Source organism: Streptomyces sp. NPDC029169 (assembly GCF_055563935.1).
In genome coordinates this window covers 830513-844352 of sequence record NZ_JBVHXA010000001.1, presented here as the reverse complement: position 1 = coordinate 844352, position 13840 = coordinate 830513, and the positions used below count along the sequence as shown (strand labels likewise).

Here is a 13840-nt window from a genome sequence, read left to right as displayed (position 1 = left end):
GGGACAGGTGCCGCCGGAGCCGAGCGGGTCCACGGGCCCCGGCGAGACGGCGAGTCCGGGCGGGACCACGCGTGCCGACGAGCCGACGCGGACCGACGACCTCACCGGTGCTATAGAGCCGACGGAACCCGGCGAGACGGCGGGGCCGAGCGGGTCCTCGGGCCCCGGCGAGACCGCGAGTCCAGGCGGGACCATGCGGGCCGACGACCGCACGCGGGCCGTCGAACCCACGCGGGCCGGCGAGCCGACGAGCCCCGGCGCGCGCGCGTCGGTCGCGCGGCCCGGCGCGGACGACGGCGGGACGGCGGCCTCGCCCCAGCCGCCGCCCGTCGGGGGAGTGCTCTGGAGTGTGGCCGGGGATGTGCGGGGGCTTCTCATGTTGCCCTCCGCGCTCGCGCTTCAGGTCGCCCATCCCGCCGTCGGCGCCGGCGTCGACCAGTACTCCGTCTTCCGCACCGACCCCTGGGGGCGGGGTGAGCGGTCGCTGCGGTCCGCCCTGCTCTGGGTGTACGGAGGCGAGGGCGCGGCCGAGGAAGGGCGCCGGCTCCGTAAACTGCACCGCACCATCCAGGGCACCGACGCCCACGGCCGCCGCTACCACGCGCTCACTCCCTCCCACTACGCCTGGGTGCACGCCACCGGCTTCCCCGTCTACCACCACGGCCTGCGCCTGCTCCACCGCCCGCTCACCGAGGCGCAGGAGCGGCAGCTCTACGCCGAGTGGCTCCAGGTCGGCCGCATCCTCGGGATCCACGACCGGGACATGCCCCAGACGATCGAGGAGTTCTGGCCGTACTACCGCACGATGCTCGGCGAGCTGGAGGCCACCGTCGTCCTGCGCGAGCTCGTCGCCACCGACCAGCCGGTGCCGCCGCCCGACCGCGGCCCCCTGCCGCTGCGGCTGCTGCTCCGCGCGCTGTGGCCGGTGATCCTTCCCCGGCTCGCCCGCTTCCGCGCCTTCGTCACCGTCGGCCTGATGCCGGCCGACGCCCGCGAGGCCGTCGGCCTTGAGTGGACCGACGAGCAGGAGCGCAGGCTCCGCAGCTTCGCCCGGGTCGTGCGGGCCGTGGTGCCCGTACTCCCGGAGCGGCTCCGCTATCTGCCCATCGCGCGCGACGCACGCCGAGACGCCAGGCTCAGCGCCGCAGCCCGCCGCGCCTGATCACCTCCGCGTACCAGCGCGCGCTGTCCTTCGGCGTACGGCGCTGGCTCGCGAAATCCACGTGGACGATCCCGAACCGCTTGCCGTAGCCGTACGCCCACTCGAAGTTGTCGAGCAGCGACCAGAGGAAGTACCCGCGCACATCGGCGCCGTCCGCGATCGCACGGTGCGCGGCTGCCAGGTGGGCGTCGAGGTACGCCACCCGCTCGGGGTCGTGGACGTGCCCCTCCGGGTCGGCGTAGTCGTCGTACGCGGCACCGTTCTCGGTGATCAGCAGCGGCACCTCCGGCAGTTCGTCGCCCAGCCGGACAAGCAGCTCGTACAGGCCGTCCGCGTCCACCGGCCAGTCCATGGCCGTCCGCGGTCCGGGCGCGGGAACGAACCGCACCCGCTCCGGCGCGCCCGGCCAGGGCGACGGGGACTCCGAGACACCGGCGGCGACGACGGCGGGGGAGTAGTAGTTGACGCCGAGCGAGTCGATCGGCGTGGAGATCACCTCCAGATCGCCGTCCCGGACGAAGGACCAGTCGGTGATATGGGCCGTGTCCTCGACCAGATCGGCCGGGAGGCGGCCGTGGAAGACCGGGTCGAGGAAGATCCGGTTGCCGACGGCGTCGATACGGCGCGCCGCGTCGCGATCCTCGGGGGAGTCCGACAGCGCCCTGATCGCGTGGAGGTTGAGGGTCAGCGAGAGCTCCGCCGAGGCGGGCACGGCCGCACGCAGCGCCCGGACGGCCAGGCCGTGGGCCAGATTGAGGTGGTGGGCGGCGCGCAGCGCGGCCGCGTCGTCGGTACGGCCCGGGGCGTGGACACCGGAGCCGTAGCCGAGGAAGGCGGCGCACCAGGGTTCGTTGAGGGTCGTCCAGGTGGCGATCCGGTCGCCCAGGGCCTCGGCGGCGAGCCCCGCGTACTCGGCGAACCGCTCGGCGGTCGCGCGCTCCGGCCAGCCGCCCTCGTCTTCCAGTTCCTGCGGCAGATCCCAGTGATAGAGCGTGGCGACCGGCCGGATCCCGGCGTCGAGCAGCTCGTCGGCGAGGCCCCGGTAGAAATCGAGCCCCTTCTGTGCCGCGGGCCCGCGTCCGGTCGGCTGGATCCGGGGCCAGGAGAGGGAGAAGCGGTAGTCCGTGAGGCCCAGTTCCTTCATCAAGGCCACGTCCTCACGCACCCGGTGGTAGTGGTCGGCGGCGATGTCACCGGTGTCGTCGTTGCGCACCTTGCCCGGCGTACGGCTGAAGGTGTCCCAGATGGACGGGGTGCGGCCGTCCTCGGCGGCGGCGCCCTCGATCTGGTAGGCGGCGGTGGCCGCGCCCCAGCGGAAGCCGGCAGGGAAGAGAGCGTTCATGGAGGGAGAACTCCTGTGAGGGGGAAGGGGAATTCGGTCGTCAGTCGGCCGGTGACTCGGCAGGCCAGGGCCCCGGGACGGCTCAGCCCTTGACGGCGCCCTGCATGATGCCGCCCACGATCTGCCGGCCCAGCAGGCCGAAGACGAGCAGCACCGGCAGCGTGCCGAGCAGGGTGCCCGCCATGATCACGGACTGGTCGTGGACATAGCCGCCGCCGAGCTGGCGCAGCGCGACCTGCACGGTCGGCTCCTGCGAGGACAGCGCGATGATCGGCCAGAAGAAGTCGTTCCAGGCGGCCATGAAGGTGAGCAGCCCGAGCACCGCCATCCCCGGCCGGGCCACTGGCACCACGATCGACCAGAAGATCCGGGCCGAGGAGGCCCCGTCGACCCGGGCCGCCTCTATCAGCTCGTCCGGCAGCGACTGCACCAGGAACTGGCGCATGAAGAACACCCCGAAGGCCGAGACGAGGCCCGGAAGAATCACGGACTGCAGCTGGTTCACCCAGCCCAGTTCGGCGATCACCATGAAGAGCGGGATCACCCCGAGCTGGGGCGGGATCATCATCGTGCCGACGGTGATCGCGAGCAGCGCGCCCCGGCCGCGGAAGCGCAGCTTGGCGAAGGCGAACCCGGCCAGCGTGCAGCAGAGCACCGTGCCGACGGTGATCGAGCCGGAGACGACGAGGGAGTTGAGCAGAGCCTTCCCGATGTCCGCCTCCTCCATCACCGCCTCGACGTTGCGGAACAGGTTCGGGCCGGGCAGCAGCGTCGGCGGCACCCGCGCGAGATCGGCGTTGGAACGGCTGGCGGCGACGATTGTCCAGTAGAACGGGAAGGCGGAGACGAGGACGGCGAGGACCAGGATCGCGTACGTGATCCGGCCCCCGCGCCCCGTACGGCCCGCGACACGCGTGGTCATACCCGGCCCTCCTTCCGTGAACGGCGCCGCACGATCAGGGCGTTGACCCCGACCAGGACGAGAATGAGCAGGAACATCACCCAGGCGATGGCGGCGGCGCGGCCGAGATGGAAGAAGCCCCAGCCCTGTTCGTACAGATAGAGGCCGAGCGTCTGGTACTGGTGCGAGATGCCGCCCGAGATCGACCCCTCGAACAGCAGTGGCTCGCCGAAGAGTTGGGTCGCGCCGATAGTGGAGACGACCGCGGTGAAGACGATCGTGGGCCGCAGACCGGGCAGGGTGACGTGGAGGAACTGCCGCCGGCGGGACGCCCCGTCCATCTCCGCCGCCTCATACAGCTCGGCGGGGATGGACTGCATGCCCGCGAGATAGATCAGCGCGTTGTAGCCCGTCCAGCGCCACACCACGATCGAGGAGACGGCGATCTGCGAGGCGAGCGTGCCGTTCTGCCAGTCGACGGGGCCGAAACCGACCAGCGAGAGCGCGTAGTTGACGAGCCCGTAGTCATGCCCGAAGAGCTGGGCGAAGACGAGCGTGGCGGCGGCGACGGAGGTCGCGTACGGCAGCAGCATCGCCGTACGGAAGAACGTCCGGCCACGAAGCCTGTAGTTGAGCAGATGGGCGAAGCCGAGGGCCATGGCGAGCTGCGGCACGGTGGACAGGACCCCGATGGTGAACGTGTTGCGCAGCGCGGTCCAGAAGAACTCGTCGGTCAGCAGCGCCGCGTAGTTCCCGAAGCCGCGCCACTCCATGTCGCCGGGGGTCTGCAGCTCGACGCGGTAGAGGGAGACGAACGCGGTGTAGAGGAGGGGGAAGAGGCCGAAGGCCGCGAACAGGGTGAAGAACGGGGCGAGATAGGCGTACGGGACGAGCGCGGACCGCCGCCGGCGACGGCGGGCGGGCCCGGAGGGCCGGGCCGACGACGGCGGGACGGGCGCCCTCGTCGGCCCGGAGGCGGTCAGGGTCACGGTGCGGCCCTTCGGGTCGGAATGGGCGGATGCGGGAAGCGCCGCGGGGGCGCTGGGGAGGCGAGGAGGGGCCGGATTCCGGCTCCCGGTTTCCGAGTGGTGAGCCCGGATTTCGGCTCCCGGTCTCCGGGCGGTCAGCCCGGATTCCGGCTCCTGGATTCCGGCCCCCCGCCCCCGGGGTCAGCCGACGGCGTTCTCGACGCCCTTCTGCGCGTTCGACCACGCCTTGTCCGGCGAGGTGCCCTTGCGCTCCACCTCGCTCAGCGCGTTGGTGATCTGGTCGGCGACGTTCTTGTCGTGGACCCCGAGCACCTGCACCGGGGCGGCCTTGGCCGCGTCGCCGAAGATCTGCCCGATCGGCGCGCCGGAGAAGTACGGGTCCGTGGCCGTCGCGACCTGGGCGATGGCGCCGGTCGAGGAGGGGAAGTTCCCCTGCTTCGTGAAGAGCGTGGCCTGCTGTTCGGGGGCGGTGAGCCACTTGATCAGCTCGTACGCCTCCTTCTTGTGCTTCGCCGCACGCGGTACGGAGAGATAGGAACCGCCCCAGTTCCCGGCGCCCCCGGGCAGCTTGGCGATGTCCCACTTGCCCTTGCCGGCGTCACCGGCCTGGCCCTTGATGTAGCCGAGCATCCACGCGGGGCAGGGGAGCGTCGCGAAGGAGCCGGTGGAGAACGCCTGGTTCCACTGCGGCGACCACTGGTCGAGCTTGGCGCTCAGCCCGTCCTGCGCAGCCTTCGTCGAGGCGTCCCAGGCGGTCTTCACGGCGGGGCTGTCGGCGTAGACGAGCTTCCCGGACGCGTCGTAGTACCGCTCCTTCTGCTGGCCGATCATGACCGCGTACAGACTGCCGACGCTGTCCACCCAGGCGCTCTTGGTAGGGGCCTTGGCCTTGTACTGCCGGCCGAGCTCGAGATAGCCGTCCCAGGTGGACCACTTCTGCGCCAACTCGGCCCGGTCCGTGGGGAGTCCGGCCTGTTTGAACAGGTCGGTGCGGTAGCACATGGCCTCGGGGCCGACGTCCGTGCCGAGCCCCAGGACCTTGCCGTCCTTGGTGGTCGCGGCGGACCACTTGGCGTCGGCGAACTCACCCTTCAGCGCGTCCGCGCCGTACTTCCTGAGGTCCTCGAACTTGTCCTCCTGCTGCTGCGTGACGGAGGCGATCCGCCCGACCTCGATGCCCTGGACGTCGGCGAGCCCGCCCCCGCCGGCCAGCCGCGTCTGGAGCGACTTCCAGTAGTCCTGCTCGTCCTCGGTGTCGGTCTGCTTGATGGTCACGCCGGGGTGCGCCTTCTCGTACGCGGCGTAGAGCCCGGCCTCCTTGTAGCCGAACGAGCCGAAGAGGTCGACGGTGATCGTGACCTTTCCGCCCGCGCTGTCGGAGGAGTCGTCGGATCCCCCGGATCCGCAGGCGGCGAGCAGGGCCCCGGTGAGAACGACCGCGCCGATCCGTGCGGCGGCGGTCGTTCTGGCGGCTCGGGCAGTGGGCATGGGGAAGCCTCCGTCGTTGAGAGCGCTCTCAGAATGCGTCTGGAGCGTGCCTTCCGGCCCAGGTTCCCGTCAAGAGTCGAACGCGTAACAGCTCGGCGTACGGCGGAACTTGTCCGCCCGCTTCAGGAGCCGTACGCGGCGGAAGCGCAGGTGGGGAGCGGTCAGGCGGAGGCTCGGCGGACCAGCTCGGTCCCGGTGATCACTGGCGCGGGGACGCCTCCGCCGTCGAGGGTTCCCATCAGCAGCCGTACCATCAACCGGCCCATTCCTTCGATGTCCTGACGGACCGTCGTGAGCGGAGGGTCGGTCGCCTCGGCCACCTGGAGCATGTCGTCGAAGCCGACGAGCGCCACGTCGTCCGGGACGCGCCGGCCGTGCTCCCGCAGCACGCGCAGCGCACCCGAGGCCATCAGGTCGTTGGCGGCGAACACGGCGTCCAGGTCGGGGCGGCGGCGCAGCAGCTCCGCCATCGCACGCGCCCCGCTCTCCTCCGTGAAGTCTCCCTCGGACACCAAGTCGGGCTCGGAACTGGGTAGTTCGTCCCGATATCCGTCGAGCCGGTCGAGCGCCGAGGTCTGGTCGCGCGGCCCGGTGATGTGCGCGATGTTCCGGCGGCCGAGCGAGCGCAGATGGCGCACGGCGGAGCGGGCGCCCCCGCGGTTGTCGCAGTCGACGTACGGCACCGGCGGCTCGCCCTCGGGGCCCGTCCAGCCGGGGCGGCCGCCGAAGACCGTGGGCACCTGGGCGCGCCGCACGATCTCCGGGAGCTGGTCGTCGTTGTGGAGCGAGAAGGCGAGCGCTCCGTCGACATGGCCGCCGCCGAGATAGCGCGCGATCCGCTCGTGGTCACCGGGCCCCTCCACCCAGAGCAGCACCAACTGGGCGTCGTGCGCGGTGAGCTCACGGCTGATGCCGCGCACCTGCTGCTCGAAGAACGGGTCGGAGAAGATCCGGAACTCGGGCTCCGCGATGATCACGGCGACGGCGCCGTTGCGCCGGGTCACCAGGGTCCGCGCGGCGTGGTTGGGGATGTAGCCGAGCTCCTCGACGGCCTTGCGCACCTTCTCCGCCAGCGATTCGCGGACGCCGGCCCCGCCGTTGACGACACGGGAGACCGTCGCCCGGGACACCCCGGCGCGCGCGGCGACGGCTTCCAGGGTCGGGCGCGTCCCGGACGTCGTTTCGCTCAAGGCTGGCTCCCCACGGGCACGGTGCTGCGACGCTGCTGACAGCGTCGAGGGTAACTCCTGGTCGCCCGGGCAGAAGCCCATCCGGAAAGCGCTCTCGCCGGCCGGGTGCGTCCCCTCCGGGCCCGGCGCACAGGACCGGGCCCCGCGCCCCCAGCGCCCATCCCCGCGGCACCAGGCCTCGCGCCCCCGCGGCACCAGACCGGGGCCCGCGCCGCACCAGGCCCGGGCCCGCGCCCCTACAGCGCGGCCCCGCCCCCGCCTGGTCGAGGCCCACGTCCGCGGCTGCGCCCCGAGGGCGTAGCCCTCGGGCGGGCGGCGGTCACGACATCGCGGGCGCCGCCCCCGTGCCCCGTGGTTTCCTCTCCGCCACTCCGTGGCGGGGTTTCTCATGGGGACGGATCCCCACACCCGCTGGGCCCGGTCCCCGCCCCGGGGCCTGTGCCCCGGCGGCACCTGGGGCGGCAGCTTCGCGCCGCCCACAGTCCACAGGCCCCAGGCCCACAGGCCCCAGGCCGCCGGGGCGGAGCGCACGTGCGGGCTCAGTGCTCGTCGTGGTCGTGGATCGTGTTCGTCTCCGCGATCTTCTTCCAGGACTTCGGCTGCACCGGCGCCGCAGCCCCGGCCGACCGCGCCGACACCCCCGCCTCGGCCGCCGTCGGCGCGGACGGCTTCACCGGCTGGTACAGCCAGGTGTCGAAGAGCGCGGCCAGCGGCTTGCCCGAGACCCGCTCGGCGTACCTCACGAAGTCCCCGACCTTGGCGTTGCCGTACGCGAACTCCGTCGGCCAGCCCTTCAGGACCGCGAAGAAGTCCTCGTCGCCGATCTCGTTGCGCAGCGCCTGGAGCGCCAGCGCGCCCCGGTCGTAGACGGCGATGTGGAACTGGTTGTCCGGACCGGGGTCACCCGGCTTGACCGTCCAGAACGGGTCATCGGCGGCACGCGTCGCGTAGACGTGGTCCGCCAGCTCCTGGGCCGTGCCCTCGCCCTCCTGCTCCGACCACAGCCACTGGCTGTAGCGGGCGAAGCCCTCGTTGACCCAGATGTCCTTCCAATTGTCGACCGACACGCTGTCGCCGTACCACTGATGCGCCAACTCGTGGACGACGACCGACACGTTCGACCCGTTGGCGAACTGCCGGGGGCTGTAGAACGGCCGGGTCTGCGTCTCCAGCGCGTATCCGCTGGTCACGTTGGGGACATAGCCGCCCAGCGCGTTGAAGGGGTACGGCCCGAAGACCTCCTCCAGCCACTCCGCGACCTCGGCCGTGCGCTCGATCGACGCGCGCGCCGCGCCCGCGTTGTCGCCGAGGTCCTTGCTGTACGCGTTGAGGACCGGGAGCCCGTTCGCCGTCCTGTCGGTGGTGATGTCGAACTTCCCCACCGCCAGCGTGGCCAGATAGGTCGCCTGCGGCTTGTTGGAACGCCAGTTGAAGCGCGTCCGGCCGAGCCGCGAGGACTGCGACTGCAGAACCCCGTTGCTGATCGCCTGCGTGCCGTCCGGCACGGAGACCGAGACGTCGAAGGTGGCCTTGTCCAGGGGGTGGTCGTTGGAGGGGAACCACCAGGCGGCCGAGTCCGGCTCCTGGGCGGCCACACCGCCGTCGGGGGTACGGTGCCAGGCGGTCCAGCCGCCGATCTTCACCTCGGATGGCTTGCCCGCGTACCGCACGACGACCGAGATCGTACGGTTCTTCTCCAGCGGGGTCGCCGGGGTGATCTCCAGCTCCTGCTCGCCCGTCTTGGCGAACGTCGCCTTCCTGCCGTTCACCCGCACCTCGCTCACCTTGAGCCCGAGATCGAGGTTGAAGCGGGAGAGGTTCTGGGTGGTCGTGGCGAGGATCGTCGCCGTGCCCTCCAGGAGGTCGGTCGCCGGCTGGTACGTCAGGCGCAGGTCGTAGTGGGAGACGTCGTAACCGCCGTTGCCACTGGCCGGGTAGTAGGGATCGCCGATGCCCGATGCGCCCGGAACGTAGTCCGCGGCGGATGCCGGGATCGCCAGCAGGAGAGAGGCCGCGAGTGCGCTCGGAACGACAAGTCTGCGGTGCACGAGAGCTCCAAGTCGGTGAGAGGAGTCGCTATGAGGAGTCGGTAAGAAGCCCGAATGGTGTTCGGTCCTTAGCGACGCTATTCAGCACCCGACGCCCCGTCACGTCCAGAGGACCTCCTGTCACACGATCGCCATTCGGCCGAAACGAACCCATCCGCCCGTCGACTGCACTCTTTTGCCAGGGAGTTGACCGGAGTACGTTCCGCCCCATGCCGATACCTGTGCGGAGAACCCGCAGAGCCCGTCTGTCGTGCAGAACCCTCGTGGCGGCCGCCGCGGCCGCCCTGACGACCGCCCTCGTGTCCCCGACCGGGGCTCAGGCGAACGCCCCCGTACGGGAGTCGCAGCCCGTCCACTCCTACGCCGACGCGATCCGCGAGTCCGTCTGGGTGGACACCGGACTCGACGGCGACGGCGACGGCCGCGCCGACCGGGTCGCCGTCGACATCGTCCGCCCCCGCGAGACCGCGGCGGCCGGCCGGAAGATCCCGGTCATCATGGACGCCAGCCCGTACTACGCCTGCTGCGGGCGCGGCAACGAGAGCCAGCGGAAGACGTACGACGCAGCCGGGAACCCGGTCCAGTTCCCGCTCTTCTACGACAACTACTTCGTGCCGCGGGGCTACGCCTTCGTCGCCGTCGACCTCGCAGGCACCAGCCGCTCCGACGGCTGCGACGACGTCGGCGGCCGCTCCGACGTCCAGTCCGCCAAGGCCGTCGTCGACTGGCTGAACGGCCGCGCCCCCGGCTACACGACCCGTACCGGCTCCCAGCGTACGAAGGCCACCACCTGGTCCACCGGCAAGGTCGGCATGATCGGCAAGAGCTGGGACGGCACCATCGCCAACGGCGTCGCCGCCACCGGCGTCGAGGGCCTGGAGACGATCGTCCCGATCGGCGCGATCTCCTCCTGGTACGACTACTTCCACTCCCAGGGCGCCCCGCTCTACGACGCCAACCCCAGCTGGCTCTCCGACTACGTCAACAGCCCCGAGGCAAAGGGCCGTTGCGGTCCCGTCCAGGACCGCATCACCGCCGCCACCCCGTACAGCGGCGACTGGACCCGCGCCTGGAGCGAGCGGAACCACGTCCCGGACGCGGGGAAGGTGAAGGCGAGCGTCTTCGTCGTGCACGGGCAGCAGGACCTCAACGTCCGCGCCAACCAGTTCGGCCAGTGGTGGGACGCCCTCGCCGCCCACGGCGTCGAGCGCAAGATCTGGCTCTCGCAGACCGGTCACGTCGACCCCTTCGACTTCCGGCGCGCCGACTGGGTCCGCACCCTGCACCGCTGGTTCGACCACCACCTCCTCGGCTACGACAACGGCATCGACCGCGAGCCGATGGCCGACATCGAACGCGCCCCGGACCGCTGGACCACCGACCGCGTCTGGCCGCCGCGCACCACCGAGCCCACCACCCTGCGCCCCGGCACCGGCCCGGCGCCCGGCGTCGGCACCCTCGGCCGTACCCCCGCCGCCCCCGGCGCCACGGAGACCTTCACCGACGACCCGGCCCTCGGCGAGACCGACTGGGCCGCGCGGATCGACGAACCGACCTCCGCCAAGGCCGGCTTCACCACCCCGGCGCTCGCCCGCGACCTGCGGCTCTCCGGCCCTTCCACGGTGACCGTCACCGCCACGCCGACGACCGCGACCGCCCATCTGACGGCCGTCCTCGTCGACCTCGGCCCGGACACGATCCGGGACTACGCGGCGCGCGGCGAGGGCATCACCACCCTCACCGAACGCTCCTGCTGGGGCGCGAGCACCGACGGAGACAGCGCCTGCTTCAAGGAGACCAAGGCCCGTACCGCGGATGTGGACTTCACCGTCGTCAGCCGCGGCTGGGCGGACCTCGGCACCTGGGCCGATCCGCGGAAGGGCCGCCCGCTGACCCCCGGAACGGCGTACACGATCACGCTGAAGCTGGCGGCCACCGACCACGTCGTCCCGGCCGGCCACCGGCTCGCCCTGATCGTCGGCGGCACGGACAAGGACCTCCTCGATCCTCCCTCGACCACGCCGACATTCACCCTCGACCTCGCCCGAACGTCGGCGAAGCTGCCCCTCGTCGGCGGTGTCGAGGCCTTCGCGCGGGCGACGGCCGGTACGGTCGACGCACGCCTGGCGCCTGTCGTCGCCGGGCAGCCGCTCATCGGTGTCGGGCCCGCGCGCTCGGACATCCCTGTCCCGGGTGAGGTCCGATGACCCGCACACCGAGCCGCCGCTCCCGCCGCACGCTCGCTCTCACGGTGGGCCTCGCCGCCCTCAGCCTTCCGCTCGTCGCCGTGCCCGCCGAGGCCGCCGGCGACGCGACCCCGCCGCCCCCACGGACCGGCTTCGAGACCAGCCAAGGGGCCCGGTGGACCACCGAGACCGAGGAACGGGACTTCCTCGCCGCCGTCGACCGGGACAGCGACCGGGTCGCGGTGCGGACCATCGGCACGACGAAGCAGGGCCGCCCGATCCGGCTCGCCACGGTGGGCACGGTGGGCCAGGGCGGTACGGGAGGCACCACCCTCCTGCTCGTCTGCACCCAGCACGGTGACGAGCCGTCCGGCCGGGAGGCCTGCCTCAGCACCGTGCGCGACCTGGCGTACGCCCGGGACCCGGAGACCCTCCGCTTCCTCTCCCGTACGACCGTCCTCGCCGTCCCCACCGCCAACCCGGACGGGCGCGAGGCCGACACCCGGGGCAACGCCGACGGCGTCGACGTCAACCGCGACCACCTCGCCCTGAAGACCGCCGAGGGCCGGGCGCTGGCCGCCCTGATCCGTGACCGGCGCCCCGAGCTGATCTACGACCTGCACGAGTACGACGGCACGTCGCCGTACTACGACAAGGACCTGCTCGCCCTCTGGCCGCGCAACCTCAACACCGACGACCATGTCCACGACGAGGCCCACGCCCTGTCGGAGTCGTACGTCCGGCCGACCGCGGGCGCCGCCGGCTACAGCAGCGGTGTCTACGGGATCTGGACCGATCCGCTGACCGGGCAGCCCGTCAAACAGGTCGCGGGCGACGGCCAGGAGCGCATCCTGCGCAACACGGCCGGCATCAAGCACTCCGTCGGCCTGCTCGTCGAGACCCGGATCGAGGCCCTGACGGCCGCCGAGAAGGACGACACCGCCCGTAACCAGCGGCGTCGCGTCACCACCCAACTCGCCGCGCTGAAGGGCGCCTTCGCCTACGTCGACGAGCGGCGCGGCCGGCTCGTCGCGGCCACGGCGGCGGCCCGTCACACGGGCTTCGCCGACCGGGGCCCGGTCCTGCTCGGCGGCGCCGACAACGACCCGGCCGAACCCGCCGAGATCATTCAGGACCCGCCCTGCGGCTACCGCCTGGACGCGGCGCAGTACGCCGAGTTCGGCGACGAGCTGGCGCTGCACGGGGTCGCGGTCCGCGGTGGCGGCGACGGGGCGTTCGTACCGCTGCGGCAGTCGCAGCGCGCGCTCGTCCCGCTGCTGCTCGACGGCCGGGCCACCTACCGGCTCACCACCGGACAGCCGGTGGAGGTCTGTTGAGCGGCATGTCGGAGGACAGACCTTGATCCACGTGGGCTAAAGTTACCGGCTGGTTTTGACCGGGCCATGGGGATCCCCCCCCGGCCGGAGGCTGGGGGAGGGTCCCCACGGCCCCGATCCCAGGATCGGGCCGGAGCCGCGGCGCATCCGGCCGAGGCCGGTCCCCCCCCCGGCCAGTCAGGCACAGGCCAGCTCCGCCGCCCTCCGGGCGCAGCCCCAGGCGACCGTGACGCCCGCGCCGCCGTGGCCGTAGTTGTGGACGAGACGGCCGCCGGACGGCAGCGGCTCCACGTCGATGCGGACCCCGCCCGTGCGGGCCGGGCGCAGGCCCACGCGATGGCCGATGACCCGAGCGCGGGCGATCTCCGGGCGGATCCGGGCGCACCGCGCCACAATCTCCGCCGCCGTCGCCTCATCGGCTTCCAGCCGTTCGTCGCCCTCCTGCGCGGTCCCGCCCAGGATCAGCCGCCCGGGCTGCGGGAAGAAGTACGTCGTCTCGCTCGACGCCCCGTCGGCCGCCGTGAACCACTCCTCGATCCCCGGGTTCTCCACAAGCACCAACTGCCCCCGCACCGGCCGGAGTCGCGCGTCCGGTACGAGTTCCCCGGCGCCCAGACCCGCGCAGTCCACCACCACCCGCGCCGACCGCCCCGCCTCCCCGAAACCGGTCACCGTGCGCCGCTCCAGCACGCCGCCCGCCTCCTCCAACCGGCCCCGCAGCCACGCCAGATGGACCGGCATGTCGATCAGCGGCAACCGGGCCGCGAGACCCGTCTCGTACGGCCCCGGCACCTCGCGAGCCCCCAACTGCCGTAGCCCCGGCACCTCCTGCGCCCAGTCGCCCAGTTCGCCGAGGACCGTGTCGGCGTGGACGCCTGCCACCAGCCGTACCCCCGTCGCCACCGGATCGGCCGCGAGCTTCTCGTACACCCGCAGCGACTCCAGGGACCAGCCGCCGACCTCCGCCGCCGGCTCGATCCGGTACGGCCACCACAGCGCCCCCGCCACCGCGGAGGTCGTCTCCGTCACCGGGTCCCGCGACCACACCCGTACCCGGGCGCCCCGCTCCGCCAGCGTCTGGGCCGTCGTCAGACCGATGACCCCGCCGCCCACCACGATCACCTCGTCGCTCATGGACGGACGGTACCGGGGCCTGTCCGGCGCGCACCACGGTGCCCGGAGCGGGTGGCTTACGAT

10 protein-coding genes are annotated in these 13840 nt (G+C 72.2%); 3 read left to right on the top strand and 7 right to left on the bottom strand.

Annotation, left to right across the window (positions count from 1 at the left end; translation table 11 throughout):
• Window positions 1-193 precede the first annotated feature (193 nt).
• On the top strand, window positions 194-1162 hold the full coding sequence (locus tag ACZ4VI_RS03640; protein WP_467996233.1) for an oxygenase MpaB family protein: 969 nt from the start codon (window positions 194-196) through the stop codon (window positions 1160-1162).
• Here ACZ4VI_RS03640 and ACZ4VI_RS03635 read toward each other — a convergent pair.
• From ACZ4VI_RS03635 to ACZ4VI_RS03610, 6 genes are all read right to left on the bottom strand, one after another.
• Window positions 1137-2504: a GH1 family beta-glucosidase gene (locus tag ACZ4VI_RS03635; RefSeq protein WP_467996231.1), complete on the bottom strand. Its 1368-nt coding sequence runs from the start codon at window positions 2502-2504 to the stop codon at window positions 1137-1139. The two genes, ACZ4VI_RS03640 and ACZ4VI_RS03635, sit on opposite strands and share 26 nt — an antisense overlap.
• 82 nt (window positions 2505-2586) lie before the next feature.
• Complete coding sequence (locus ACZ4VI_RS03630; RefSeq protein ID WP_467996229.1) at window positions 2587-3426, bottom strand: carbohydrate ABC transporter permease; 840 nt, start codon at window positions 3424-3426, stop codon at window positions 2587-2589.
• The gene (locus ACZ4VI_RS03625) at window positions 3423-4394 is read right to left on the bottom strand and encodes a carbohydrate ABC transporter permease (protein WP_467996227.1); all 972 of its coding nucleotides are present in this window, start codon (window positions 4392-4394) and stop codon (window positions 3423-3425) included. Before ACZ4VI_RS03625 ends, ACZ4VI_RS03630 begins: the two co-directional genes overlap by 4 nt.
• 180 nt (window positions 4395-4574) lie before the next feature.
• A complete protein-coding gene (locus ACZ4VI_RS03620; RefSeq protein ID WP_467996226.1) occupies window positions 4575-5882 on the bottom strand; it encodes an ABC transporter substrate-binding protein in 1308 nt (435 codons plus the stop codon).
• A gap of 161 nt (window positions 5883-6043) precedes the next feature.
• A complete protein-coding gene (locus ACZ4VI_RS03615; RefSeq protein ID WP_467996224.1) occupies window positions 6044-7072 on the bottom strand; it encodes a LacI family DNA-binding transcriptional regulator in 1029 nt (342 codons plus the stop codon).
• A gap of 539 nt (window positions 7073-7611) precedes the next feature.
• On the bottom strand, window positions 7612-9120 hold the full coding sequence (locus ACZ4VI_RS03610) for a M1 family metallopeptidase (RefSeq protein ID WP_467996222.1): 1509 nt from the start codon (window positions 9118-9120) through the stop codon (window positions 7612-7614).
• 209 nt (window positions 9121-9329) lie between these two features.
• On the opposite strand from ACZ4VI_RS03610, the gene ACZ4VI_RS03605 reads away from it, so the two are divergent.
• Together ACZ4VI_RS03605 and ACZ4VI_RS03600 are read left to right on the top strand one after the other, a co-directional pair.
• Window positions 9330-11327 carry a Xaa-Pro dipeptidyl-peptidase gene (locus ACZ4VI_RS03605; protein ID WP_467996220.1) on the top strand — a complete coding sequence of 666 codons (1998 nt, stop codon included), beginning with the start codon at window positions 9330-9332 and terminating at the stop codon, window positions 11325-11327.
• On the top strand, window positions 11324-12643 hold the full coding sequence (locus ACZ4VI_RS03600; RefSeq protein WP_467996218.1) for a M14 family metallopeptidase: 1320 nt from the start codon (window positions 11324-11326) through the stop codon (window positions 12641-12643). Before ACZ4VI_RS03605 ends, ACZ4VI_RS03600 begins: the two co-directional genes overlap by 4 nt.
• Before the next feature lie 177 nt (window positions 12644-12820).
• Here the strand turns inward: ACZ4VI_RS03600 and ACZ4VI_RS03595 are convergent, their stop codons facing one another.
• Window positions 12821-13777 carry an FAD-dependent oxidoreductase gene (locus ACZ4VI_RS03595; protein WP_467996217.1) on the bottom strand — a complete coding sequence of 319 codons (957 nt, stop codon included), beginning with the start codon at window positions 13775-13777 and terminating at the stop codon, window positions 12821-12823.
• Between the last annotated feature and the right edge of the window lie 63 nt (window positions 13778-13840).

Coding starts and splice junctions, on each gene's coding strand:
- ACZ4VI_RS03620 (WP_467996226.1), bottom strand. CDS start 5,882: ATGCCCACTGCCCGAGCCGCCAGAACGACCGCCGCCGCACGGATCGGC.
- ACZ4VI_RS03600 (WP_467996218.1), top strand. CDS start 11,324: ATGACCCGCACACCGAGCCGCCGCTCCCGCCGCACGCTCGCTCTCACG.
- ACZ4VI_RS03635 (WP_467996231.1), bottom strand. CDS start 2,504: ATGAACGCTCTCTTCCCTGCCGGCTTCCGCTGGGGCGCGGCCACCGCC.
- ACZ4VI_RS03605 (WP_467996220.1), top strand. CDS start 9,330: ATGCCGATACCTGTGCGGAGAACCCGCAGAGCCCGTCTGTCGTGCAGA.
- ACZ4VI_RS03595 (WP_467996217.1), bottom strand. CDS start 13,777: ATGAGCGACGAGGTGATCGTGGTGGGCGGCGGGGTCATCGGTCTGACG.
- ACZ4VI_RS03630 (WP_467996229.1), bottom strand. CDS start 3,426: ATGACCACGCGTGTCGCGGGCCGTACGGGGCGCGGGGGCCGGATCACG.
- ACZ4VI_RS03640 (WP_467996233.1), top strand. CDS start 194: ATGCGGGCCGACGACCGCACGCGGGCCGTCGAACCCACGCGGGCCGGC.